We start from the raw sequence: 22,608 nt of genomic DNA on the forward strand, positions 1-22,608 counted from the left end.
ACAGCCATGCGCTCACAGCAGCACGCGGCGCATGTCGCCGAGCAGCTGCGCCAGGAACGCAGTGAAGCGCGCGGCGGCGGCACCATCGATGACGCGGTGGTCGTAGGACAGCGACAGCGGCAGGATCAGGCGCGGCGCGAACTGCTTGCCGTCCCACACCGGCTTGGTCGCCGATTTGGAGACACCGAGGATCGCCACTTCCGGCGCGTTGACGATCGGCGTGAACGCCGTGCCGCCGATGCCGCCGAGCGAACTGATCGAGAAGCAGCCACCGCTCATCTCGCCCGGCGTGAGCTTGCCGTCGCGGGCCTTCTTCGCCAGTTCGGAAGTTTCCTGCGCGATCTCGATCACGCCCTTCTTGTCGACGTCGCGCACCACCGGCACCACCAGCCCGTTCGGCGTGTCCGCGGCGAAGCCGACGTGGAAATACTTCTTCAGCGTCAGATTCTCGCCGCTGGCGTCGAGCGAGGCGTTGAAGTCCGGATATTTCTTCAAGGCGACGACGCTGGCCTTCATCAGGAAGGCGAGCATGGTCAGCTTGATGCCGGCCTTCTCGTTCTCCTTGTTGAGCTGCACGCGCAGCGCTTCGAGATCGGTGATGTCGGCATCGTCGTGCTGGGTGACGTGCGGGATCATCGCCCAGTTGCGCGCGAGGTTGGCACCGGAGATCTTCTTGATCTTCGACAGCGGCTTGACCTCGGTCTCGCCGAACTTGCTGAAGTCGATCTTCGGCCAGGGCAACAGATTCAATCCGCCGCCCAACGCGACCGCGCCGCCAGCCGCCGCCGGCGCACCGCCCTGCAGCGCACCCTTGACGTACTGCTGGACGTCTTCCTTGGTGATGCGGCCACCGCGCGCGCTGCCCTTCACCTTCAGCAGATCGACGCCGAGCTCGCGCGCGAACAGGCGCACGGCCGGGCTCGCGTAGGGCACCTTGTCGGGCAGCAGCGCTTCGGCGTCGAAACGCACCGGCGGCAGACCCGCGCCCATCGGAGCAGCGGCACTGTCCGCCGCGCGCGTGGCTTCGGCCTGCGGTTTCGCGGCCGGTGTCTCGGTTTTCTCGGCGGGCTTGGGCGCGGAGGCCGCCGCGGGCGCCGGTTGCGCATCGGCGCTCGCCGCCGCTTCGATGATCGCAACAGTGTGTCCTTCGGACACGGTGTCGCCGACCTTTACCTTCAATTCCTTGATGACACCCGCGAACGGCGCCGGCACCTCCATCGTCGCCTTGTCCGATTCCAGTGTGACCAAGCCCTGATCCTTGGTGACGCTGTCGCCGACGGCCACCAGCACCTCGATCACCGGCACGCCTTCGAAATCGCCGATGTCGGGCACCTTGGCTTCCTGCAGACCGCCCTTGGCCGCGGCTTGCGGCGCGGCGGCGGCAGGCGCGGGAGCCGATTGCGCGGCGGGCGCCGGCACGGCTTTCTCGGGAGCCTCGGCTGCTTTCGCGGGTGCGGCCTTTTCCGCCGGAGCCGACGCATCGGCCGTCTCGATCACCGCCACCACGCTGCCTTCCGACAGCGCGTCGCCGACCTTGACCTTCAATTCGCGCACCACGCCCGCGAACGGCGCCGGCACTTCCATCGTCGCCTTGTCCGATTCCAGCGTGACCAGGCCCTGGTCCTTGGCGACGGTATCGCCGACGGCCACCAGCACTTCGATCACCGGTACATCATCGAAATCGCCGATATCGGGGACTCGAGCTTCCTTCAAATCGGCCATGCGGCGCTCCGGCGTACGTGGGAACGGCTATTGTCGCCTGACGCGGGGCAAGCGCCAACCATGCGAAAGTCGGAACGGACTTTTGCACGGAATTCGACAAGGACGATCGGGCGGGGATACGTCGCCGTATTGTCGCGAGGACAACGGCCATGGAGCGACTCCGCCCCACGCGGCCATGCTGCAGCAGGATCCGCGATGCAAGCCGACCGGCTCGCGTCAGAGTGCCGCCGTCTCTTTCCGCTCGGGATGAGTGCGCAGCAGATCGAGCGGTTTGCCCGCATGTCGATACTCCAGCGCGTCATCGAGCGCATCCAGCGCGCGCATCCGCTTGCACAGGGTGTCGGCATCGCGCTCCAGCGCCTTGGCGCGGGAGCCGACGATGGCGTCGATGCGCTCGTCCAGGCCGTCGAGCCGCTCCAGACGCTCCGCGTCACCGGTGAACGCGGCATGCAAGGCGCCACCGACGATGTCGCCCACCACCATCGGCACCGTCTCGCTCACCGCATCGCCGATGTGGCGGCCGAACTCGTCGCCGTTGAAATGCGTCGCGCTGATCGAATCGGCCAGCCGCCGGTCGAGCTGCTTGCGCGCCTCGGCAAGTTTCCGTTCGAGCCGCTCCGGATCACCGCTGAAGTCCTTGGCCACTTCGCTCAAGGCAATGAAGGCGATGTCCGCGGCCTCGCGGCCGATCCGCTGCGTCAGCGGCATCGTCGCGCGCGCCTCGCGCTCGTAGGCGATCAGCCGTTCGCGATCGGCCTCGCTCACCGGCACCCAGGCATCGTCGATGAACAGGCGGCCCTGCCGCATCAGCACGAGCCTCGGTTCGCCCGTCTTCCGGGTCAGTACCACGCTTTTCTTGGTGAGCGAGAACGCGTAGTCGCTCTGCATCTCGCATTCGATGTGCACGCTCGTCCCTTCCGCGGCAGCGGTGCCGCAAACGCACAGCAATGCCGCCATCGCCAACGTTGAAAGACGCATCGCATTCGCTCCCTCTCGACTGCGTTCAGTCTCTCCTCAGGTTTTTCAAGCGTCGCGTGCCGTTGGTGAGCATGACCTTCGCCATGCATGAACACGTCGCCGATGCATGTAACGCGATGAAACGACGCGCGCTTTGACATGCGTTTGCTTAACGAGAAGTCAAAGTTCCCTGAATGCTTATTTCACAAACAAGGCACGTTCATGTGTGCCTCGCTAGTGTGCGCATGCCCGATGCTCCCTACAGGGCATACAAGAAAATACAAACAGAGAACACACAGGAGACTCCCCCATGTCATCCATTCGCACACTGGCTCTTGCCATCGCTACTATCGCCGCCGGCACCGCACCTGCGTTCGCGCAGGACACGACTTCCGGCGACACCGCCTCCGGCAAGCGCTACACGATCGTCGGCGGTTACTCGCTGACCGAACCGACCCGCAACCCGGTCGTCGCCAACACGCTCACCGACGTCAAGGGTGGCGGTGCGGCGACGCTGAGCTTCAGCTACAACATCGACGACCATTGGTCCGTCGAAGCCTGGGGCGCGGACAAGATCGGCCACGACGTCAAGGTCAACGGCGGCAAGACCGCCAGCTTCGATTCGCAGCCGTACTCGATCAGTGGCCAGTACCACTTCCTCGATGCGGACAGCACGTTCCGTCCGTTCGTAGGCCTGGGCTACTACGAAGCCAACTACACCAATGAATCGACGGCCGGCACCGGCGTCCTCGCCGGCCAGCGCGTCGGCGTGGAAACGGTGAAGGGTGCGGTCGGTACCGTCGGTGTCGACCTCAACATCAACCCGACCTGGTTCGCGCGTGCCGACGTGCGTTATTTCCAGGGTGATTCCGACATCAAGATCAACGGCGTGAAGGCTGGCGAAGCCAAGCTCAACCCGGTGATGGTCGGCGTCGGCGTTGGCGCCCGCTTCTAAGCGATAACGCAGCTTGTGACACGACGACGGACCCGCGAGGGTCCGTCGTTTTTTGTGCGGATGGCTACGGCGGCACGATGCCCTGCGCGTCCTCCGAACGGACACGCTCGCGCCGGAACAGATACAGGCCGCTCACGACGATGATCGCCGCACCGATCCAGGTGACGCCATCGGGCAGCACCTGCCACAGCGTGAGATCCAGCAACACGCCCCAGATCAGCGCCGTGTATTCAAGCGGCGCGATCAATGACGCCTCGCCGCGCCGGAATGCCTCGGTCAGCGCCACCTGCGCCAGCGTGCCGATCACGCCGATGCCGGCGACCACCCACCAGTGCTCGGGACGGATCGCCCGCCACTGCGGCCACGCCAGCGTACCGCAGACGAGGGCGAGAATCGCCATCAGCCAGAACACCATCGACTGCGGGCTGTCGCGCTGCGCCAGCATGCGCACGGTGATGGCGGACGCGGCGTAGCACACCGCCGCGCCCAGGATCGCCAGCCCGCCGAGCGTGAACATGCCCTCGCCCGTGGGCCGCAGAATCACCAGCACGCCGCACAGGCCAACGCCGATCGCGATCCAGCGCCGCGGCCCGACCTTCTCGCCCAGGAACGGCACCGCCATCGCCGTGATCAGCAACGGCGCCACGAACGTGATCGCATAGGCCGTCGACATCGGCAGTGCGCGCAGGCCGTAGACGAAGCCCAGCATCATCACCACGCCCAGCGCACCGCGCAGCAGATGCAGCGGCCAGTGCACGCGCAGCAGCCCGCGCAGCCCGATCGTCGCCCACACCCACGCCAGCACCAGCGGCAGCGACGACGCGCCGCGCAGCGAAGCCACCTGCATCGCCGGATAATGCGGCGACAGGGTCTTGAGCCCCGCATCCATGCCGCCGAACAGGGCGACGGCGACGAGCATGAAAAGCACCGGGCCGGCACGTCGCGGGCCGGTGGGTTCTATGGCATTCGGCATGACGAAACGTTGCCTGTTGCGACGGCCGCTGGCAAGCGAGACCGTCAGGCGGACGGCTGGCTATGGCTATGGCAAGTACGTACCTGCTTTTTCTCGTCATTCCCGCGAAGGCGGGAATCGCTCTTGAATGCCGTCCATGGCGCGGCATGGCCGACTTTCGGGACGCCCGGCACCCTCGCCGCGCTGGACGGCACAGCTCGAAATCCATGGCCGGGCGTTCGGGAGCGCAGCAGATGCCTTGTGGGTGTCCGCTAAGCGCCCCCCTCACCCACCTTGGTCAGGTCAGGGAGCTGGTGTCGATCACGAAGCGATAATGCACGTCGCCATTGAGCATGCGCTCGTAGGCCTCGTTGATCTGCTGGATGCCGATCACCTCGACATCCGAAGCGATACCGTGCACGGCGCAGAAATCCAGCATCTCCTGCGTCTCGCGGATGCCGCCGATCATCGAGCCGCCGAGCCTGCGCCGCTGACCGATCAGCGAGAACGCGGAGACCGGCGCCGGCTTCTCCGGAACACCGAGCAGCACCATGGTGCCGTTGGTCCTGAGCAACCCGAGATAGTCGTTGTAGTCGTGCGGCGCCGACACATTGTCGATGATGAAATCGAACGAGCCGGCCAGGCGCTTGAACGTCTCCTTGTCCTTGGTCACGGCAAATGCGGTCGCGCCGAGTTCGAGAGCGTCCTGGCGCTTGGATTCCGACGTGCTCAGCACCGTCACTTCCGCGCCCATCGCCACGCCGAATTTCACTGCCATGTGGCCGAGCCCGCCCAGCCCCACCACGCCCAGCTTGTCACCCGCCTTCAAGCCGTAATGACGCATCGGCGAATACGTGGTGATGCCGGCGCACAGCAGCGGTGCCGCGCGCTCGAGCGGGATGCCGTCCGGGATGCGCAGGACGTAGTCCTCGTTGACGGTGATGCGGGTCGAATAGCCGCCGTAGGTCGGCACGCCGGTGCCGCGCTCGCGGCTGTTGTAGGTGGCGGTCATGCCCTCGCTGCAATACTGCTCCTCGCCCGCCTCGCATTGCGCGCAATGGCGGCAGGAGTCGACGAAACAGCCGATGCCGACGATGTCGCCGACCTTGAACTTGCTTGCCTGAGCGCCGACCTTGGCGACACGGCCGACGATCTCGTGGCCCGGCACCATCGGGAAGATCGAGCCACCCCATTCATCACGCGCCTGATGGATGTCGGAATGGCAGACGCCGCAATAGAGGATGTCGATCAAGACATCGCGCGCTTCCGGCTCGCGTCGCTCGACGGCGAACGGCGCCAACGGGGACTGGGCGGTGGCGGCGGCATAAGCGGGAGTCTTCAGCATGGGTAGCGACTCTTCGTGGGGGAAACGTGCAGCATAACGCCGCCGCCCGCCGGGGCCCCTAGACCATTGCTGCAGGGGGCTTGCCCAATCCTGTCATTCTCACGCGCGGCATCTGTGTTTTACTCTTCGCATCCCGCCACGTCTTCACTCGTACCTTACGCCCACCATGCCTTCCTTCGACATCGTGTCCGAAGTCGACACCCACGAACTGACCAACGCCATCGACCAGGCCAATCGCGAACTGTCCACGCGCTTCGATTTCAAGGGCGTGGACGCGAGATTCGAACGTGCTGACGCCGTGATCACGCAATCCGCGCCCAGCGAGTTCCAGCTCCAGCAGATGACCGACATCCTGCGCGCGCGGCTGGCGGCGCGGAAGATCGACGCGCGCTGCCTGAGTTTCGAGGACATCGAGACCAACCTGGCCGGCGCGCGACAGAAAGTGACCGTGAAGCAGGGCATCGAGCGCGAACTGGCGAAGAAGATCCAGACCGCGCTCAAGGACGCCAAGCTCAAGGTCGACAGCCAGATCAACGGCGACAAGCTGCGCGTGATCGGCAAGAAGCGTGACGACCTGCAGGCGGCGATCGCCGTGCTGCGCGGCAAGGAATTCGAGTTGCCGTTGCAGTTCGATAATTTCCGCGACTAATCAGGCGCGATTGAGTCGGCACCATGCGCTCATCCGAATGAATACCAGAACCGATGATGCGATCGCGGACATCCAGCGCTGGGTGGAGCGCGCCGTCATCGGCCTCAATCTGTGCCCGTTCGCCAAGGCCGTCGTCGCCAAGGGCCAGGTGCGCTACGTGCTCAGCGACGCCGACACGCCCGAGGCCCTGCTGGAAACCCTCGGCGACGAACTCGTGCGCCTGCGCGACGCGCCCGCGAGCGAGATCGACACCACCCTGATCGTGCACCCGCACGTCCTCACCGACTTCCTCGACTACAACGATTTCCTCGACGACGCCGACGCGCTCGTCGCTGAGCTCGATCTGGAAGGCGTGCTGCAGGTCGCCAGTTTCCATCCCGACTACCAGTTCGCCGGGAACGAGCCCGACGACATCGCCAACTACACCAATCGCTCGCCCTGGCCCACGTTGCATCTGTTGCGCGAGGACAGCGTCGAACGCGCGGTATCGGCGTTTCCGGATCCGGATGCCATCGTCTCCCGCAATATCGAAACCCTTACCAAGCTTGGCCATGAGGGTTGGATGAATCTGGGGCGCGAATCAGATTAAATACTGGCCCAGGCGATGCGACACGATGTCGATCGCCGAATTGAGACCCTTGGAATGCCTGCCCGATATCGAGTCTCCGAACAGGACTACGTGAACGCGATGCGGCTGCATGCCAAGCCAACACCTCGTTATCTCTGGACTGCGGCCGCGATCCTGCTGGTCGCGATCGCACTGGCTCTGTGGGGGCCACCACTCGCCAGAGCCGGAGCGATTGGCGGCATGGTCGGCGGTATCGCGGTGATGCTGGCTTCGTTCGTCACCATCCCCTGGATGGCAAGACGGCACTACCGGAAGTACAAAGCCATACATGACGAATTCACCGTCGAACTGCTCGAGGACGGCGTCCGCTTTGCTTCGAGCCATGCCGACGGCAAGCTCGTCTGGGCGAACGTTCTGAAATGGCGTCAGAACGACGAGTTCGTGCTGCTCTATCCAATGCCCAGGATCTTCCACATCATCCCCAAATCAATCGCATCCCAGGGATTCGACATCGCCGCGCTGATCGAGCGCCTGCAGGGGCATGTCGGCGCGGCCAGATGAGTTGTTAGATCAGCTGTTCGATTTGCGCGGCCGCCAGCACGCGCCACTGCCCCGCAGGCAAGCCATCGAGATCGAGTTCGCCGACGGAAACGCGATGCAGCGCTTCGACGTGATTGCCGACGGCCGCGAACATGCGGCGTACCTGATGATAGCGGCCCTCGGTGAGGATCAAGCGCGCCACCGTGGGCGACACCACCTCCAGCGTCGCCGGCAGCAGCGGCGTGGTTTCCGATTCCAGCATCAGCGTGCCGCTGGCGAATACTTCCGCCTCGTCGCCGCGTAGCGGCTGCGCCAACGTCGCCTCGTAGGTTTTCGGCAGGTTCGATTTCGGCGAGATGATCCGGTGCAGCAGCGCGCCGTCGTCGGTCATCAGCAGCAGGCCGCTGGTGTCGCGATCCAGCCGCCCAACCGGCGAGAGCGTCGGCTGCCGCAGCCGGAAACGAGGCGGCAGCAGGTCGTAGACCACGCGTCCGGGATCGCGCGTCGAGCAGGTGTAACCCACTGGCTTGTGCAGCATCAGCACGATGCCCTGCGGCGAATCGAGCGGCGCGCCGTCGACGCGCACGTCCGCAGGCGCCACGCGATCGTCAGCGTACAGCACTTCGCCGTTGGCATCGGTGATCAGGCCGGCGCGGAACATCGCGGTAACGTCCTTGCGGCTGCCGTAGCCGAGATTGGCGATGACCTTGACGAGTTTTTCCGTCCTGGCGGGTTTCATGCGCGCGCCTTCACCGCTTCCACTACCTTGAATCCGCCGCGCTGCGCGACGATGCGCACCGCGCCGGAGCGCGTTGTATCGAAGCCCGCACCGAGCGCCGTTTCGTAGGGCAGATGCCGGTTCGCCACCAGCCACAGGCGACCGCCGGGCACGAGCGCTTGTGCCGCCGCGGCGATGAAGGCGCGACCGATGTCGGGGCGCTCCGCGCGCCCCTGCGCATGGAACGGCGGATTGCTGACGATGACGTCGTAACGCTGCGGCAAGCCCGTCGTGACATCGTGCCAGCGGAAATCGAGCGGTATGCGTTCGGCGAACGGCGCGAGATTCGTGCGCGCGAGATCGAGCGCGCGTGACTCCGCCTCGTACAGATCGAGCGACGAAATACCCGGACAGCGCTGCAGCAACTCCACGGCTAGATACCCGTAGCCTGCGCCGAGATCCGCGGCGCGGCCGCGCAGGTCCGTGGGCAAGTGCTCGGCGAGCAGCGCCGAAGCCGCATCGATGCGATCCCAGGCGAACACGCCCGGCCGGCTGAGGAAACGGCCATCGACGACCGCGCGCGGCGCATCCAGATCGCGCCACTGCGCGGCGAGCTGCGCATCGCCCTCGCCCGTCTCGCCGTCGCCTGCCTGTCGCGGCCGCGCCCAGAACACCCTGCATTTGTGCTTCGAACGGGACGACACCGATCCGGCGATGCGCGCCAGATCGTCCTGGCCGGATTTCGCGCCTTCATCGTTGGGCATGCTCGCGATCACGGTTCCGCCCGGCCGCAGGCGCGCGAGCGCCCGCGCGAACAGCGCGCGCGCCTCCTCGCGCTGGCGCGGCGGCAGCAGCAGCACAAGTGGATACGTCGCCTCGTCCGGCGCGCGCACTTCGAATCCCGAGCGCTGCAAGGCAGCGGCCTCCGGCTTGAAGCTCTGCTCGCACACCAGCCCCGGCAGCGCCCGCGCATGCAGCGGCCAGCCGTCACGCGCGCGCAGGAACAGCGCGCCCTCGCGCGGCCACGCCAAGGTGCCGTCGGCGAACGGCAGCATCAGGGCTTCGAGCGCGGGATCACCGTGGGGAGCGGGCATGGACTGTCATATCGCGGGGAGATGAACGCAATTTTAGGCCCGATGCGCCTCGGCCGCGCGTATCGCGGCACCAGCGCAATCCGAATGTCGGTTTCATGTTTGTCGAACATCCAGCGCGCGAGGATCACCTGATCCCTTCCCTCACGAGGAAACGACCATGCGCGCATTGTTCATCGGCGGCGTCGTGGACAACACCGAAGTCGACATGAGCGGTGAACCACCACTGCACTACCCACCCCGGACCGGCAGCGGGCAGTCGCGCTACCGTCTGCACCAGATCGGCCGTCAGGAAGATACGGTCGTCTACGCGGTCTATGGCGCGCCCGACCTGCCCGACGCGCTCGTGGAGCGCATCGCCAGCGAGCGCGGCTACGCGCGGCGTTTCGACGCTCGGGCCGAACCCGTGCCGAGCTAACCCCTCACCCGCTAGCGGGAGAGAGATTCACCTCAGTTGTCCAGTTCGCGCAGCGTGACCGACGGCGGTGCGTCGAGGATGCGACGCGTGGCGAACAGTCCTGCGATCAGCGCCGCCAGCATGCCCGCGCCGCCGCCGGCCGCGGCCAGCGTCCAGTTCGGCTCCCACGGCAGATCGAACACGCGCGAGGCCACCACGCCCGACAGCACCGAGGCCGCGATCGCCGCCACCAGTCCGGACAACAGACCGATCGCGGCGAATTCCGAGGCCTGCGCCAACCGCAGCTGACGCCGGCTGCCACCGAGCACGCGCATCACGCCGCCTTCGAGCAGGCGCTCGTCCTGGCTCGCGCTCACCGCCGCCATCAGCACCAGCACGCCGGCCAGGAACGAGAACCAGAACACCACCTGCACCATGGTGGAGACCTGATCGCCGATCGAGCGCACTTGCTTCAGCACTGCGTCGATGTCGATCACGCTCAGGTTGGGAAAGCGCTGCACGAGTTCCGCCGTGAAGCGGCTGTCGCCCTGCGGCACGCTCACCGCGGTGATGTAGCTGGTCGGATAGCCGTCGAGCGCGCCGGGCGAGACCAGCACGAAGAAATTCGGCCGGAAGCTTTCCCAGTCGACGCTGCGCAGGCTGGTGATCGTGCCGCTCAGGCGCTGCCCGGCGATGTCGAAAGCGATGTGATCACCGAGTTCCCAACCGAGGGATTTGGCGAAGCGCTCCTCCACCGAGAGTTCGGTCTTCGCCAGGCGCTGGCCCTTCTCCCAGAAACGGCCGGCGACGATCTCGTTGTCCTTGCGCAACGTGTCGGCGAAGGACAGGTTGAATTCGCGATCGGCGCGACGCTGCGCCTGACGATTGTCATCGGGATCGGCGTCCACGCGTTGCGCATAGTCCTCGCCACGCACCGCCTTGCCGTTGCGTTCGAGCAGGCGCCCGCGAACCATCGGCACCAGCGCCGGTGTCGAGATGCCGTGCGCGGCGATGAACTCACGCACCGGCCGCACCTGATCCTGCTGCACGTTGATGATGAAACGGTTGGGCGCGTTCTCCGACAGCGATACCTGCCAGCGATCGAGCAGATCGGTGCGCACGAAGGTGAGCAGCAACAAAGCCATCAGGCCAAGGCCGAGCGCCGAAATCTGCGCGATGCTCGTACCGGCGCGGCGGCTGACATTGGCCAAGCCGTAGCGCAGGCTGCCGCGCAGACGTTTGCGCACACGCCGCACGACCAGGATCAACAGCCCCGCCACCAGTGCCAGCACGGCGAAGGTGGCGGCGACACCCGACAGCATCGCTGCGGCCAGTTCCGCGGAGCCGGCCTTCCACCACACCAGCGCGGCAAGCCCGGCCAGCCCCGCCAACAGCACGGCCCAGGCGCTGGGCTCGGTGGCATCGAGATCGCGCCGCAGCACGCGCAACGCCGGCACGCGGCGCAACGCCATCACCGGCGGCGCGGCGAAGGCGATCAGCACGACCAGGCCGACGCCGAACCCTTGCAACGCCGGCAGCCAGCCCGCGGGCGGAATCGACAGCGACAACGCCTGCGCCAGCCACGCACCCACCGCCCATTGCAGGACGAAGGCGATCAGCACGCCGATCGCGCTCGCACCGATGCCGAGCAGCAACATCTCGCCAACATGGATACCGACCAGGCGCCGCTGGCTGGCACCGAGACAACGCATCACCGCCGCCGCCGACAGATGCCGCTCGCTGTGCCGCCGCGCGGCCATCGCCACGGCCACCGCCGCCAGCACCACCGACACCAGCGCGGCCAGGCCGAGGAAGCGCCCGGCACGATCCAGCGCGGAACGCACTTCCGGACGCGCATCGTTGATGGTTTCCAGCCGCTGCCCACGCGCCAGCTCCGCCCGCGCCGTGCGCACGAAGCCTTCCACCGCACGCGCATCGCCCGCGACGATCAGGCGATAGCGAATGCGGCTGCCTTCCTGCACTAGCCCGGTCGCCGGCAGATCGGCGAGATTGAGGAAGGCCTTCGGCGCGACGTTGAAATAATCCATCGCCGCATCCGGCTCCTGCACCACCAGCGCCGCGAGCTTGAGCGTCACGTTGCCGATGACCACATCGTCACCGGTTTTGGCGCCGAGCGCCTCGGCGCCGGCGCGGCTCATCCACAGCGTGCCGCGCGCGGGAACGCTTCCGGCATCGCGCTCGCCCTGCGCATCGAGAATGCGGAACGCGCCGCGCAACGGAAACCCGTCGCCGAGCACGCGCAACTCGCCCAGGCGCAGATTCGCGGCACTGCCGGAGCCGACCCGGATCATGCTCTGGAATTCCACCGTCTCCGTCTGCCGCAGCCCGTCCGCGCGCGCCTGCGCACGCAAGGCGTCACCGATGGGCGCATCGCCGCGCACCACCGCATCGCCACCGAGCAGACGATTGGCCTCCAGCACCAGCGCGCGTTCGGCGCGATCGGTGACGAATCCGACCGCCGTCACCGCGATCACCGCCAGCACCAGCGCGGCGAACAGGATGCGGATGTCGCCGGCTTTCATATCGCGGCGCAATTGCCGCCATGCCAGCTTCGGCACGCTCAACAACTGCCGGGTCATGACGTCACCAGCCGCCCGCTATCCAGACGCAGGCGCCGACTACAGCGTTCGGCGAGATGTTCATCGTGGGTCACCAGCACGAGCGTCGTACCGGCGTCCGCGTTCATCGCGAACAGCAATTCGATGATCGCCTGCCCGGTGTGCGTATCGAGATTGCCGGTGGGCTCATCCGCGAACAGCAGAGACGGCTGCGTCACGAAGGCGCGCGCCAGCGCCACGCGCTGCTGCTCGCCGCCGGAAAGCTGACGCGGATAGTGATCGAGCCGTCCGCCCAACCCCACCTTCTCCAATATTTCGCGCGCCGGCGTCTCCGCATCGGCATCGCCGCGCAGTTCCAGCGGCAGCATCACGTTCTCCAGCGCCGTCAGCGAGGGCAGCAGCTGGAAGCTCTGGAACACGAAGCCGACCTTCTCCGCGCGCACCCGCGCCCGGCCGTCCTCGTCCAGCGACGACATCGGCGCGCCGTCCAGCCGCACCTCGCCCTTGCTCGGCCTGTCCAATCCCGCCATCAGCGACAGCAGCGTGCTCTTGCCCGAGCCGGAGGCGCCGACAATCGCGACGGTGTCGCCTGCCGCGATCGTGAAACTCACATTCTCGAGGATGGTCAATTCACCCGATGGCAGCGCCACGTGCTTGCCGAGATTCGAGACTTGCAGAGCGGTTCTGGTTTCAGTTTCAGTTGCGGCTGCGCTGGCGTCAGGCATGATGATTCCATTGATATCGCCGCCCCAGGGCAGGCGATCGTTAGACGAACGTTACGGAGAGTCGCACGATGAAGTTCAGCTATGCGGCATGGCGCAAACGGTTTCAATGGGCCATTGGTTTGGTCCTGCTGTCGGTCACGGTAGCCGCGCAGGCCCAGTTCAGTGAAACCGCCGCCGGCAAGGCCCAGGCGCCGGCCAACCCGACCGTCCTGGTCATGGGCGATTCGCTCTCGGCCGGCTACGGCCTGGCCGCCGATGAGGGCTGGGTCTCGCTCACCGCCGCGCGCATCGCCAAGGAGCGCCCGACCTGGCGCGTCGTCAACTCCAGCATCAGCGGCGAGACCAGCGCCGGCGGCTCCTCGCGCATCGTCGCCGAAGTGCTGCGGGTGAAGCCGAAAGTGGTGGTGATCGAACTCGGCGCCAACGACGGCCTGCGCGGCCTGCCGCTGCGCGAGATGCGCCGCAACCTCGCGCGCATGATCGGCGCCTCGCAATACGTCGGCGCCAAGGTGCTGCTGATCGGCATGCGCATTCCGCCGAACTACGGTGCGGAATACACGGAAGGTTTCGAGCAGGTGTATCTCGATCTCGCCAAACTGTTCAACGTCGAGCTGCTGCCCTTCCTGCTGCAACCGATCGCTGCGGACCGCGGCAATTTTCAGGATGACAACCTGCACCCGATCGCGGCGGCGCAGCCGAAGCTGCGCGACCACGTCTGGAGCGCGCTGGCGCCCTTGCTGAACTAGAAACTAGCCTCGAAACCGAGAGGCCTAATGCTTTTGCTCGTCATTCCCGCGAAGGCGGGAATCCAAGGACGTTCGATCCAGCACCGCAATCTTCGAGTAAAGTCCATGGATTCCCGCCTTCGCGGGAATGACGAGCGGATTTACGCAACGCCCTAGGCTGCACCGTTGCCTGCGCCACCCGCACTTGCGACCGAAAGTTGCCGAATCACGCGCTCGAATTGCTCCACGGGCTGTCCGCCCTGGATCAGATGGCGCTCGTTGAAGATGGTCGACGGCACCGCGCTGATGCCGTTGCCGGTGTAGAACTGCTCGCGCTCGCGCACCGCCTCGGCGTACTCGCCGGAAGCGAGCACCTCGCGTGCCCGTTCTGCATCGAGACCGACCGAGGCGGCGATGCGTGCCAGCGCCTCGTGATCGGACACGTTCTCGCCATCGCTGAAATATGCGCGCAACAACGCGTGCTTGAGCGCGCGCTGACGATCGAGGTCCTGCGTCTCGGCCCAATGCAGGAGACGATGCGCATCGAACGTGTTCCAGATGCGGCGACGGCGCTGCATGTCGAACGAAAATCCCAAATCGGCGCCGCGCGCGCGGATCGCCTCGCTGTTCTGCTTCACCTGCGCTTCGCTGATCCCGTATTTTTCGACGAGGTGATCGATCACGTCCTCACCCGCATCCGCCAGTCCGGGATTCAACTCGAACGGCTGGAAATGCAACTCGACCCTCACCGCATCACCGACGCGGGCGATCGCCTGTTCCAGCGACTGCAAACCAATCGCGCACCACGGACAGACCACGTCGGAAACGAAATCGATACGGATGGACGGACGGCCGTCACTGTTCATGCGGAAATCTCCGGGCACCGAAGGGTGCATTCAAAGTGCTATTAGGCGCCTGCGCGCACACTCGAAAAAGGAAGCATCCGCAACGCAGCGTTGCGGCATGGCGTTACGACTTCGTTGGAACGAACGCTAAGCCGATGTAGCGGGCTGGTCCGTGGCCGTCGCTGGCCGCATCGGTTGCAGGCGACCGTAGGTCAGCGTGCGCCACAGCCATTCCATCGGTCCGAACCGATACCGCGCCAGCCACCAGCGGCTCACCACCATCTGCGCGCCAAACAGCAGCACCCACAACACCAGCCAGGATGCCGTCCCGAACTTCGGCCCGATGCCCAGGCCGATGCCGTAGAACACGCCCGTGCAGACAGCTGTCTGCATCAGATAATTCGTCAACGCCATGCGACCGGCCGGCGCGAAATGCCGCAGCCAGCGTTTCCAACCCTCGTGCAGGAACAACAGCACGAACACGATGCCGAAGGCGATGCCCAACAGCAGCGGCCCGGCATAGCCGATCACGCTCCAGGCGATGGCACCCGGCCCCTCGGCCAGCATCGGCACGGCCTGCTTGATCGAGGCCTGCGCGAACTGCAACCCGGTGGCGATCGCGCCGAGCGGCAACGTCCACGCCAAAATGCGCTTGAGCAATGGCCGATGCGCCTCCGGCTCCTGCAACAGCCGGCGACGTCCCGCCCAATAGCCGAGCAGGAAACGACCGAGCGCGAAACATACCAGCCACAGGCCACCGATCGGATACCAGCGCCGGATCGATTCGATGTTCGCTCCCAGCGATGCCTCCCAGGAGGGGGACAACAATCCTTGCAGCACGGCGGCGTTGAACTGCTCGCGCGGCATGTACGCCCCCATGCTGGCGATCAGCGCAGGCCGCAGCGCCGCCGTCGCGCCGAGCGCGATCAGGAATCCACCCCAGACCAGCCAACGATCCGGCCACTTCCGGAACAGGATCAGGGCGAACCCGGCGGCCGCGTAAATCAGCAGGATGTCACCGAACCAGTACGCCGAGTGCAGCACACCGATCGCCAACAGCACCGTCATGCGACGCAGGAACACGCGCAGACCATCCGCCCCGCGCGCCTGCGCGCGCTCGAGCTGCATCGCGAAACCGAGTCCGAACAGAATCGAGAACACGGTGACGGCCTTGTGCGTGAGCAGCAGCTGCAGCGCCACGTTCACCACTTTGTCGAAACCGGCCGTCGGCAGCGCGGCCTGGGCCTTCTCGTTCAAATACTGGTACAGCGAGAAAGTCGACAAGTTGGCCAGCAGCACGCCGGCCAATGCGAAGCCGCGCAGCGCATCGATCAGCTCATGGCGCTCGGTGCGGGAATGGGGGGCGATGGGGGCGTCTGGCGGCACCGCGGCACTTTAACCGGGTCGATCCATGAATGCGAAGCAACGGTCCACGCGACCGTGACCGAAGTGCATTGCGGGGCAGCGGGCCGAGGCAGAGAATCGAGTCATATCGCCAAGGAGCGATGCCATGAAGACCTCCGTTTTCACCCCGCTGCTGCTCGCCGGCCTGCTGTCCGCGGGCACCGCCGCCGCCAGGGTGTCCGACGTCACATCTCCCGACCAGCCGCGCCAGCTGCCGGCCTCCGGTCCCGTCGAGGTGAAGTGGGACGATCCGGCGAAGTTCACCGAGATCAGGCAAAGCAACAACCGTTGGGAAGCCCGCCGTGGCGACTGGGTGCGTCAGATCGCCCAATACATCCGCACCCGCGCGGAGAAACGCCTGGCCCCCGGCGAACGTCTGGACGTCACCATCCACGACATCCGCCGCGCCGGCGACTACGAGCCCTGGCACGGACCGAATGCCGATTCGATCCGCTACATCCGTGACATCTATCCGCCGCGGATGACGGTGTCCTTCCAGCTCACCGGCGCCAACGGCGAGGTGATCGCGCAGGGCGAGCGCAAGCTGAGCGATTTGTCGTTCATGACCAACACCGCATCGCCCAGCAACATCGATCCGCTGCGCTACGAGAAGCGCCTGGTCGATGATTGGCTACGCAAGGAATTCAAACAAACCGACGCCTGATCGAACAGGCTCGCCAACACCATCGATCTCAGTGACGGCGGCCGCGTGCCGCCGTCATGGCATGCGCATGCGGCGGGGCCACGGCCCGACGCCATCGTAGCCGTAGCCATATCCCGCGCCGGGTCCGTCGATCTTCTCCACGTACAGATCGAGATTCAATCGCGTCGGGTGTTCGTCGCCGAACGTCTTGCCGATGTTGATGTGGGCACTGTTGTACGTGGTGCTGCCCAGCCCTTTGCTATAGCCGATGCCGGTGGTGAAGCTGCCGTGGATCTGCGCCTTGCCGTCATCCGTGGCGGTGGCATCCTCTCCCACTTCCGAGGAATAGGTGCCGGGCGGCGTATAGGGCACGCCGAAACGCGTACTGTCGGGCAGGCTCAGATCGAGGTCGCCGGCATGAGCGGCACCCACTGTGGAAAGGAACAGGAACGCACCGTACAAAACGAACGACGGCTTCATGGCATGCCATCCGGAAAGGAAGCGGCCTCGGAGGAACAATGCCCGTTCAACGGGCCGCCTGCATTCCCTGCATGACCCGATCGACACTACCAGTTCGATGTTGAACCTGTGCTTGCCGGATCGGCACATGCCTCGCACCGGTATCGGCGATACTGCCGACCACGCCCTCCCACCTCCACCTGGACCCGCTGAACGCATGAGCGTCTACGTCGATGATGCCGTCATCAGCTGGCGCGGCCGGCGCTGGGCGCATCTGATGGCGGACACGCTGGAGGAACTGCACGCCTTTGCCACGCGCCTGGGGATTCCGCGCCGCGCATTCCAGAACAAGACCAGCGGCGCGCATTACGACGTCCCCACCGAACTGCGCGAGGAAGCCCTGCGCCTGGGCGCCATCGCCATCTCGCGCCATCGCGATCGCGAACAGGTGCGCGCGGTCATCCGCCGCGCGCGCGCGCAAGGACGCGGCGAGGCGGACTGAACACCCTCCATGTGGACGGCTGTACATTCGCACGGCTGTCCATGCGGACGATGGACGCGCCATCGTCCGCGTGCATAATCGAGAGACCGGCGAACGCGCCATCCAGGCACTTCCCGACACCGTCACGCCACGGCACACCGACATGAGCAGCTTCGACCTCACCCCGCCCAGCGATGCGCAGCGCAGCGCGATCACCGCAAACCTCAGCGACGAAGAGCGCCACGTGCTGCTCGCGCACGGCACGGAAGCGCCGTTTTGCGGCGTGTTCCTCGACAACAAACGGGAAGGCGTCTACGTCTGCCGCTTCTGCGGACTGCCGCTGTTCCGCTCGAACGCGAAATTCGATTCGGGCACCGGCTGGCCAAGCTTCTTCGAGCCCTATGCGGCGGAACACATCCGCTATGTGCGCGACGACAGCTACGGCATGGTGCGCGTGGAGGAAGTTTGCGCGCGCTGCGGCAGCCATCTCGGCCACGTGTTCCCCGACGGCCCGCCGCCGACCGGACAACGCCACTGCCTCAACTCGGTCTCGCTGGGATTCGTCGCGCAAGGCGACGCCCTGCCCGATCCGCTGCAACGCGACGAGGCAGTCGCAGGATCAACGGATTGAAAAGACTGGATCGAATGGACTCTGACCTCATGACCCGATACGCACACGGCACCTTCACCGTCACCATCACGCCGCTGCCGACCGAGGAAGGCATCGGCGATCCTTCGATCGGCCGCATGGCCCTGCAGAAGGTTTTCGAAGGCGACATGATCGGCAGCGCGAATGGCCAGATGCTGGCCGTGCGCAGCGATGTGAAGGGTTCGGCCGGCTATGTCGCGATGGATCGCGTCGCGGCGACGCTCGATGGACGCAGCGGCACCTTCGCCTTGCAGCACAGCGGCATGATGGATCGTGGCGCGCCGCAATTGCGCATCTCCGTCGTGCCGGATTCGGGTACCGGAGAACTCACCGGCATCGCCGGCACGCTCGATATCGAGATTCGCGACGGACAGCATTTCTACGCCTTCACATACCTCCTGCCCGACGTGGAATAACGGCACTGCACGGCGACCGAATGCATTCGCATTCGTCCGCATGACATAACCGTCCGTCGGTTCGCAAAAAAATTATTGAAAAACACTTGCGCGTTTTAAAACGAACGCGTAAGGTGCGCGCCCATTCGCATTCCGCGATTTTCAAACACATCGAATTCCCATGAAACCCCGCCCCAACAACGCAATGCAGCTCTGCACGTCGCGCGAACATCGCGACGCGGGCCTGTACGCGCTGCCATTCCATGGCGGGCGGCTGGACGGTTTCATTCCCATCGACTGATTTTCCCTCGCGGAGATCGGTCACCCCGATCTCCGAGGAACGCGAACGCCCTCGGATTCAAAACCCGGGGGCGTTTTCTTTTGCGCGTTCGTTATTGGGCAGTCCGCACATCGATGTGCGGGTTTTTTGCGGAGGAATCCGCATAGGAGTCAACAAGTTATGCACGATCATTCGCATCCTGAGCATCCGGGCTAGGAATGCCCGAGGACAAGGAGGTTCCCGCTGTGAGGCGCAGCTGTTCGACAGCATGATGCGCTGTGCCCTGATGCCGGGCACGGGCGGTGGGCGATGCATGCCGATAAAAAAGCGAGATCGCGCGAAAAGAATTGGCGTCTTCGACGAGACGCCAATGCGAAACATGATTCGAACGGTTTCCTGCGGTACGGGTTCCACAGCCCGTCCGGTACGCGCGGCGCTGCCGTGGCGTATGCCCGAGGCCGGGAGAAAATGTTTCGCGATGACGGTAGCTCAGAGGTTAGAGCAGCGAGCAATGGCTCGTGGTCGCCGGTTCGATTCCGGTTCGTCACCCCTTGGATAGCTCAGACGGGTAGAGCATCGGTTTTAGATACCGACTGTCGCGGGTTCGATTCCCGCTCCAAAACATGACCTGTCACGTCATGACTCGGGACGAAAGTCCCTCACCAGGAAACGCCCCGTGCGGCGTTTCGCCAAGCGATGCGCTTCGGCGCATCTGTGCAACGGAACGACGCAGCGGTGGTATCGCCGGGCTTTCGCCCTCGCAACGCGCGGGCTGACGCCGGAACGCGCGGCTCGCAATGCATCGCGGCCGCGCCGGAACGCATCGGCCTCCGCGTGAACAGCGCGACCGCCCCTCGATATCGACGTCAAGGGGCGTTTCCGCCCTACATGCGAGTCCTCGCAGGAGCTCGCGCCTCACTACGCTGACGGCGCGCTTGATGCACGGATTCTTCAGAAAATCGATGCGAGAACCGATCCTTCTCATCGATGTTCCCCTATGGATCGGACCACCAGAGCCAACAAGGAAAATAAAGCCATGTTCTGGACCAAAAGGGTCGTGATCGGCGACGGCGAGCGCGGCCTGGTGTATCGCAACCGTCAATTCGAGCGTGTGCTCAACGCGGGCGTGTACCGCATCTACGATCCGCTGAACCGGGTCGAGGTGAACGTGCATGGCATCGCGCAACCGGAATACACCGGCCGCGATGTCGACGCGCTGATCGCATGCCTGGGCCCCGATCTCGGCGCCAATTTCGTGCTCGCCGATCTCGGCACCGACGAAGTCGGTCTCGTGCTGAAGAATGGCAAGCTCGAGGACGTGCTCGCACCTGGCACGCGCAAGCTGTACTGGCGCGGACTGGTCCGCGTCGAGGTGCAGCGCATCTCGATGGCCGACAGCCTCGAAGTGCCGGCAGAAGTCGTGCGTCGTCTGCGTCAGCTCGGCCGCCTGTCCTCGGTTACCGCGGTGACGGATGTTCCGGCGGAATTCGCCGGTCTCGTCTTCATCGACGGCAAGCTCGCGCATGTGTTGCCGCCCGGCGCCTATGCCTTCTGGAATTTCCGGAAGAATGTCGTCGCCGAAGTGATCGATCTGCGCGTGCAGTCTGTCGAAGTTTCGGGCCAGGAGTTGCTGACCCGCGACAAGGTATCGCTGCGCGTCAACCTCGCCGCCAGCATGCGCGTGACCGATCCGGTCGCCGCGCGCACCAAGGTGGCGAAGTTCGGCGATCACCTGTACCGCGAGCTGCAGTACGGCCTGCGCAAGGCGGTCTCCGTCAAGACGCTGGACGAACTGCTCGGCGACAAGGCTTCGCTCGACGCCGACATCTTCGCCTACGTGCGCGGCAAGGTCGACGAGTTCGGTCTCGAGGTGCTCGGCGTCGGTGTGAAGGACGTGATCCTGCCGGGCGAAATGAAGGACATCCTCAACAGCGTCGTGCAGGCGGAGAAGGCGGCTCAGGCCAACGTGATCCGCCGTCGCGAGGAGGCGAACGCCACGCGTTCCCTGCTCAACACCGCGAAGCTGGTGGAGGAGAGCCCGGTCTTGATGCGCCTGAAGGAGCTCGAGGCGCTGGAAAAGGTCACCGAGAAGGTCGACAAGCTCACCGTGTTCGGCGGCCTGGATGGCGTGCTGAAGCAATTGGTGACGATGAAGCAGTAACCTCCGTGTGGCGAACGGAATCGCCACACGGATTCTCAAGGAATCAACAGATGAGTACGGAAATGACCACGCAATACGAATTCCTGCACACCGAGGGCAGCACCACGCCGATCAAGGGCTGGGTGCGCGGCGTGCCGTTGGAGGAGCAGGCGCATGCGCAGCTGCGCAACATCGCCGCGATCCCGTTCGTCGGGCCGTGGGTGGCGGTGATGCCGGACGTGCACCTGGGCAAGGGCGCGACGGTGGGTTCGGTGATCCCGACCCGCGGCGCCATCATCCCGGCCGCGGTCGGCGTCGACATCGGCTGCGGCATGGCCGCGGTGCGGACCACGCTGCGCGCGAGCGACCTGCCCGACAACCTGGCGCTGTTGCGTTCGAGCATCGAACGCGGCGTGCCGGTGGGTAACGGCCCGGGCGGCGAGCACCGCCGCCTGCCGGACAGTCTTGAGACGCGCCTGGCGCAATCGGAGCTGATGCCGCGTCTGGAGGCGATCAAGGCCAAGCACCGCAAGATCCGCACCGACAAGATCGATCGCCAGATCGGCACTTTGGGCGGCGGCAACCACTTCATCGAGATCTGTCTCGACGAGACGGACGCGGTGTGGGTGATGCTGCACAGCGGATCGCGCGGTACCGGCAACCTGATCGGCACCTACTTCATCGAGCGGGCACGCGAGCAGCTGGCGCATCGCGTGCTCGGCTTCCATCTGCCGGACAAGGACCTGGCCTTCTTCATGCAAGGCGAGCCGTTGTTCGACGACTACGTGGAGGCGGTGTCGTGGGCGCAGGACTACGCGCGCGCCAACCGCGAAGCAATGATGGCGCGGGTGCTGCACGAGATGCGTCACCGTCTGCCGAAGTTCCAGCTGGAGAAGATGGCGGTCAACTGCCACCACAACTATGTGCAGAAGGAAACGCACGGTGGCGAGGAGCTGCTGGTCACCCGCAAGGGCGCGGTGGGCGCACGTGCGGGCGAGCTGGGCATCATCCCCGGCAGCATGGGCACGCGCAGCTACATCGTGCGCGGACTCGGCAACGCGGACAGCTTCCACAGCTGCAGCCACGGCGCCGGCCGCGTCATGAGCCGTACCCAGGCGCGCAAGCAGATCACCTTGAAGCAGCACCGTGAGGCCACCGCGCACGTGGAGTGCCGCAAGGACGAGGCGGTGATCGACGAGTCGCCGGCTGCCTACAAGTCGATCGACGCGGTGATGGCCGCGCAGAACGACTTGGTGGAGGTGGTGCACACCCTGCGTCAGGTGGTGTGTATCAAGGGGTGAGGGTGAGAGGCCGCGTGCTAGCGGACGCCCTCAGGGCGTCTGCTGCGACCTCGAACGCCCGGCCATGAATGGCCGGGCCGGACGTTCC

General features: G+C 65.4%; 23 protein-coding genes, 1 tRNA gene and 1 pseudogene. 14 read left to right on the forward strand and 11 right to left on the reverse strand.

Annotated elements, in window-relative coordinates; genetic code table 11:
• Nucleotides 1-12: 12 nt before the first annotated feature.
• Nucleotides 13-1,722 carry a dihydrolipoyllysine-residue acetyltransferase gene (gene aceF, locus LG367_RS11025; protein WP_226469307.1) on the reverse strand — a complete coding sequence of 570 codons (1,710 nt, stop codon included), beginning with the start codon at nucleotides 1,720-1,722 and terminating at the stop codon, nucleotides 13-15.
• A gap of 216 nt (nucleotides 1,723-1,938) precedes the next feature.
• Nucleotides 1,939-2,700, reverse strand: a complete 762-nt coding sequence (locus LG367_RS11030) for a DUF2884 family protein (protein WP_226469308.1) — start codon at nucleotides 2,698-2,700, stop codon at nucleotides 1,939-1,941.
• 289 nt (nucleotides 2,701-2,989) lie between these two features.
• Here LG367_RS11030 and LG367_RS11035 point away from each other — a divergent pair, with 289 nt between their 5' ends.
• On the forward strand, nucleotides 2,990-3,634 hold the full coding sequence (locus LG367_RS11035; RefSeq protein WP_226469309.1) for an OmpW/AlkL family protein: 645 nt from the start codon (nucleotides 2,990-2,992) through the stop codon (nucleotides 3,632-3,634).
• A gap of 64 nt (nucleotides 3,635-3,698) precedes the next feature.
• Here the strand turns inward: LG367_RS11035 and LG367_RS11040 are convergent, their stop codons facing one another.
• The gene (locus tag LG367_RS11040) at nucleotides 3,699-4,553 is read right to left on the reverse strand and encodes a DMT family transporter (protein ID WP_226469310.1); all 855 of its coding nucleotides are present in this window, start codon (nucleotides 4,551-4,553) and stop codon (nucleotides 3,699-3,701) included.
• A 331-nt stretch (nucleotides 4,554-4,884) separates the two neighbouring features.
• Nucleotides 4,885-5,931: an NAD(P)-dependent alcohol dehydrogenase gene (locus LG367_RS11045; protein WP_226469311.1), complete on the reverse strand. Its 1,047-nt coding sequence runs from the start codon at nucleotides 5,929-5,931 to the stop codon at nucleotides 4,885-4,887.
• A 166-nt stretch (nucleotides 5,932-6,097) separates the two neighbouring features.
• Here LG367_RS11045 and LG367_RS11050 point away from each other — a divergent pair, with 166 nt between their 5' ends.
• The 3 genes from LG367_RS11050 to LG367_RS11060 all read left to right on the forward strand — a co-directional run bounded on the left by LG367_RS11050 (nucleotide 6,098) and on the right by LG367_RS11060 (nucleotide 7,709).
• Nucleotides 6,098-6,580: a YajQ family cyclic di-GMP-binding protein gene (locus tag LG367_RS11050; RefSeq protein WP_226469312.1), complete on the forward strand. Its 483-nt coding sequence runs from the start codon at nucleotides 6,098-6,100 to the stop codon at nucleotides 6,578-6,580.
• A gap of 37 nt (nucleotides 6,581-6,617) precedes the next feature.
• A complete protein-coding gene (locus tag LG367_RS11055) occupies nucleotides 6,618-7,169 on the forward strand; it encodes a DUF1415 domain-containing protein (RefSeq protein WP_226469313.1) in 552 nt (183 codons plus the stop codon).
• Between the two features lie 99 nt (nucleotides 7,170-7,268).
• On the forward strand, nucleotides 7,269-7,709 hold the full coding sequence (locus tag LG367_RS11060) for a YcxB family protein (protein WP_226469586.1): 441 nt from the start codon (nucleotides 7,269-7,271) through the stop codon (nucleotides 7,707-7,709).
• Nucleotides 7,710-7,713: 4 nt separating this feature from the next.
• Here the strand turns inward: LG367_RS11060 and LG367_RS11065 are convergent, their stop codons facing one another.
• Together LG367_RS11065 and LG367_RS11070 are read right to left on the reverse strand one after the other, a co-directional pair.
• Nucleotides 7,714-8,427, reverse strand: a complete 714-nt coding sequence (locus LG367_RS11065) for a pseudouridine synthase (protein WP_226469314.1) — start codon at nucleotides 8,425-8,427, stop codon at nucleotides 7,714-7,716.
• A complete protein-coding gene (locus tag LG367_RS11070) occupies nucleotides 8,424-9,500 on the reverse strand; it encodes a class I SAM-dependent methyltransferase (RefSeq protein WP_226469315.1) in 1,077 nt (358 codons plus the stop codon). The genes LG367_RS11065 and LG367_RS11070 overlap by 4 nt, the downstream gene beginning before the upstream one ends.
• Before the next feature lie 157 nt (nucleotides 9,501-9,657).
• On the opposite strand from LG367_RS11070, the gene LG367_RS11075 reads away from it, so the two are divergent.
• The gene (locus LG367_RS11075) at nucleotides 9,658-9,915 is read left to right on the forward strand and encodes a hypothetical protein (RefSeq protein WP_226469316.1); all 258 of its coding nucleotides are present in this window, start codon (nucleotides 9,658-9,660) and stop codon (nucleotides 9,913-9,915) included.
• A 32-nt stretch (nucleotides 9,916-9,947) separates the two neighbouring features.
• Here the strand turns inward: LG367_RS11075 and LG367_RS11080 are convergent, their stop codons facing one another.
• Both LG367_RS11080 and LG367_RS11085 read right to left on the reverse strand, forming a co-directional pair.
• Nucleotides 9,948-12,494 carry an ABC transporter permease gene (locus LG367_RS11080; protein ID WP_226469317.1) on the reverse strand — a complete coding sequence of 849 codons (2,547 nt, stop codon included), beginning with the start codon at nucleotides 12,492-12,494 and terminating at the stop codon, nucleotides 9,948-9,950.
• The gene (locus LG367_RS11085; RefSeq protein ID WP_226469318.1) at nucleotides 12,491-13,198 is read right to left on the reverse strand and encodes an ABC transporter ATP-binding protein; all 708 of its coding nucleotides are present in this window, start codon (nucleotides 13,196-13,198) and stop codon (nucleotides 12,491-12,493) included. The genes LG367_RS11080 and LG367_RS11085 overlap by 4 nt, the downstream gene beginning before the upstream one ends.
• A gap of 68 nt (nucleotides 13,199-13,266) precedes the next feature.
• Between LG367_RS11085 and LG367_RS11090 the strand changes: the two genes are divergently transcribed.
• On the forward strand, nucleotides 13,267-13,944 hold the full coding sequence (locus LG367_RS11090; RefSeq protein ID WP_226469319.1) for an arylesterase: 678 nt from the start codon (nucleotides 13,267-13,269) through the stop codon (nucleotides 13,942-13,944).
• A gap of 152 nt (nucleotides 13,945-14,096) precedes the next feature.
• Here the strand turns inward: LG367_RS11090 and LG367_RS11095 are convergent, their stop codons facing one another.
• Nucleotides 14,097-14,789: a DsbA family oxidoreductase gene (locus tag LG367_RS11095; protein WP_226469320.1), complete on the reverse strand. Its 693-nt coding sequence runs from the start codon at nucleotides 14,787-14,789 to the stop codon at nucleotides 14,097-14,099.
• 126 nt (nucleotides 14,790-14,915) lie between these two features.
• Nucleotides 14,916-16,154 (reverse strand): DUF418 domain-containing protein, encoded by a 1,239-nt coding sequence (locus tag LG367_RS18635; RefSeq protein ID WP_226469321.1) that lies wholly within the window; start codon nucleotides 16,152-16,154, stop codon nucleotides 14,916-14,918.
• Between the two features lie 124 nt (nucleotides 16,155-16,278).
• Between LG367_RS18635 and LG367_RS11105 the strand changes: the two genes are divergently transcribed.
• Nucleotides 16,279-16,836 (forward strand): DUF3016 domain-containing protein, encoded by a 558-nt coding sequence (locus LG367_RS11105; protein WP_226469322.1) that lies wholly within the window; start codon nucleotides 16,279-16,281, stop codon nucleotides 16,834-16,836.
• Nucleotides 16,837-16,890: 54 nt separating this feature from the next.
• On the opposite strand, the gene LG367_RS11110 is transcribed toward LG367_RS11105, so the two are convergent.
• Nucleotides 16,891-17,295: a hypothetical protein gene (locus tag LG367_RS11110; protein ID WP_226469323.1), complete on the reverse strand. Its 405-nt coding sequence runs from the start codon at nucleotides 17,293-17,295 to the stop codon at nucleotides 16,891-16,893.
• Nucleotides 17,296-17,491: 196 nt separating this feature from the next.
• On the opposite strand from LG367_RS11110, the gene LG367_RS11115 reads away from it, so the two are divergent.
• The 7 genes and pseudogenes from LG367_RS11115 to LG367_RS11145 all read left to right on the forward strand — a co-directional run bounded on the left by LG367_RS11115 (nucleotide 17,492) and on the right by LG367_RS11145 (nucleotide 22,520).
• Nucleotides 17,492-17,776: a DUF4031 domain-containing protein gene (locus tag LG367_RS11115; protein WP_226469324.1), complete on the forward strand. Its 285-nt coding sequence runs from the start codon at nucleotides 17,492-17,494 to the stop codon at nucleotides 17,774-17,776.
• A 142-nt stretch (nucleotides 17,777-17,918) separates the two neighbouring features.
• A complete protein-coding gene (msrB, locus tag LG367_RS11120; protein ID WP_226469587.1) occupies nucleotides 17,919-18,386 on the forward strand; it encodes a peptide-methionine (R)-S-oxide reductase MsrB in 468 nt (155 codons plus the stop codon).
• Between the two features lie 29 nt (nucleotides 18,387-18,415).
• Nucleotides 18,416-18,820, forward strand: a complete 405-nt coding sequence (locus LG367_RS11125; protein WP_226469325.1) for a DUF3224 domain-containing protein — start codon at nucleotides 18,416-18,418, stop codon at nucleotides 18,818-18,820.
• 737 nt (nucleotides 18,821-19,557) lie between these two features.
• Nucleotides 19,558-19,625: pseudogene (locus LG367_RS11130) on the forward strand.
• Nucleotides 19,626-19,632: 7 nt separating this feature from the next.
• A tRNA-Leu gene (locus tag LG367_RS11135) sits at nucleotides 19,633-19,698 on the forward strand.
• A gap of 417 nt (nucleotides 19,699-20,115) precedes the next feature.
• On the forward strand, nucleotides 20,116-21,240 hold the full coding sequence (locus tag LG367_RS11140; protein WP_226469326.1) for a slipin family protein: 1,125 nt from the start codon (nucleotides 20,116-20,118) through the stop codon (nucleotides 21,238-21,240).
• A gap of 62 nt (nucleotides 21,241-21,302) precedes the next feature.
• Nucleotides 21,303-22,520, forward strand: coding sequence for an RtcB family protein (locus LG367_RS11145; RefSeq protein ID WP_425490957.1), 1,218 nt, complete (start codon nucleotides 21,303-21,305; stop codon nucleotides 22,518-22,520).
• Nucleotides 22,521-22,608 lie beyond the last annotated feature (88 nt).

Origin of the sequence: Luteimonas panaciterrae (genome assembly GCF_020511115.1) — a bacterium.
GTDB classification, from domain to species: Bacteria; Pseudomonadota; Gammaproteobacteria; order Xanthomonadales; family Xanthomonadaceae; genus Luteimonas; species Luteimonas panaciterrae.

What these genes read in the sequence shown, in the direction of transcription:
- aceF (WP_226469307.1), bottom strand. Translation starts at nt 1,722, where the DNA reads ATGGCCGATTTGAAGGAAGCTCGAGTCCCCGATATCGGCGATTTCGAT.
- LG367_RS11030 (WP_226469308.1), bottom strand. Translation starts at nt 2,700, where the DNA reads ATGCGTCTTTCAACGTTGGCGATGGCGGCATTGCTGTGCGTTTGCGGC.
- LG367_RS11035 (WP_226469309.1), top strand. Translation starts at nt 2,990, where the DNA reads ATGTCATCCATTCGCACACTGGCTCTTGCCATCGCTACTATCGCCGCC.
- LG367_RS11040 (WP_226469310.1), bottom strand. Translation starts at nt 4,553, where the DNA reads ATGCTCGTCGCCGTCGCCCTGTTCGGCGGCATGGATGCGGGGCTCAAG.
- LG367_RS11045 (WP_226469311.1), bottom strand. Translation starts at nt 5,931, where the DNA reads ATGCTGAAGACTCCCGCTTATGCCGCCGCCACCGCCCAGTCCCCGTTG.
- LG367_RS11050 (WP_226469312.1), top strand. Translation starts at nt 6,098, where the DNA reads ATGCCTTCCTTCGACATCGTGTCCGAAGTCGACACCCACGAACTGACC.
- LG367_RS11055 (WP_226469313.1), top strand. Translation starts at nt 6,618, where the DNA reads ATGAATACCAGAACCGATGATGCGATCGCGGACATCCAGCGCTGGGTG.
- LG367_RS11060 (WP_226469586.1), top strand. Translation starts at nt 7,269, where the DNA reads ATGCGGCTGCATGCCAAGCCAACACCTCGTTATCTCTGGACTGCGGCC.
- LG367_RS11065 (WP_226469314.1), bottom strand. Translation starts at nt 8,427, where the DNA reads ATGAAACCCGCCAGGACGGAAAAACTCGTCAAGGTCATCGCCAATCTC.
- LG367_RS11070 (WP_226469315.1), bottom strand. Translation starts at nt 9,500, where the DNA reads ATGCCCGCTCCCCACGGTGATCCCGCGCTCGAAGCCCTGATGCTGCCG.
- LG367_RS11075 (WP_226469316.1), top strand. Translation starts at nt 9,658, where the DNA reads ATGCGCGCATTGTTCATCGGCGGCGTCGTGGACAACACCGAAGTCGAC.
- LG367_RS11080 (WP_226469317.1), bottom strand. Translation starts at nt 12,494, where the DNA reads ATGACCCGGCAGTTGTTGAGCGTGCCGAAGCTGGCATGGCGGCAATTG.
- LG367_RS11085 (WP_226469318.1), bottom strand. Translation starts at nt 13,198, where the DNA reads ATGCCTGACGCCAGCGCAGCCGCAACTGAAACTGAAACCAGAACCGCT.
- LG367_RS11090 (WP_226469319.1), top strand. Translation starts at nt 13,267, where the DNA reads ATGAAGTTCAGCTATGCGGCATGGCGCAAACGGTTTCAATGGGCCATT.
- LG367_RS11095 (WP_226469320.1), bottom strand. Translation starts at nt 14,789, where the DNA reads ATGAACAGTGACGGCCGTCCGTCCATCCGTATCGATTTCGTTTCCGAC.
- LG367_RS11105 (WP_226469322.1), top strand. Translation starts at nt 16,279, where the DNA reads ATGAAGACCTCCGTTTTCACCCCGCTGCTGCTCGCCGGCCTGCTGTCC.
- LG367_RS11110 (WP_226469323.1), bottom strand. Translation starts at nt 17,295, where the DNA reads ATGAAGCCGTCGTTCGTTTTGTACGGTGCGTTCCTGTTCCTTTCCACA.
- LG367_RS11115 (WP_226469324.1), top strand. Translation starts at nt 17,492, where the DNA reads ATGAGCGTCTACGTCGATGATGCCGTCATCAGCTGGCGCGGCCGGCGC.
- msrB (WP_226469587.1), top strand. Translation starts at nt 17,919, where the DNA reads ATGAGCAGCTTCGACCTCACCCCGCCCAGCGATGCGCAGCGCAGCGCG.
- LG367_RS11125 (WP_226469325.1), top strand. Translation starts at nt 18,416, where the DNA reads ATGACCCGATACGCACACGGCACCTTCACCGTCACCATCACGCCGCTG.
- LG367_RS11140 (WP_226469326.1), top strand. Translation starts at nt 20,116, where the DNA reads ATGTTCTGGACCAAAAGGGTCGTGATCGGCGACGGCGAGCGCGGCCTG.
- LG367_RS11145 (WP_425490957.1), top strand. Translation starts at nt 21,303, where the DNA reads ATGACCACGCAATACGAATTCCTGCACACCGAGGGCAGCACCACGCCG.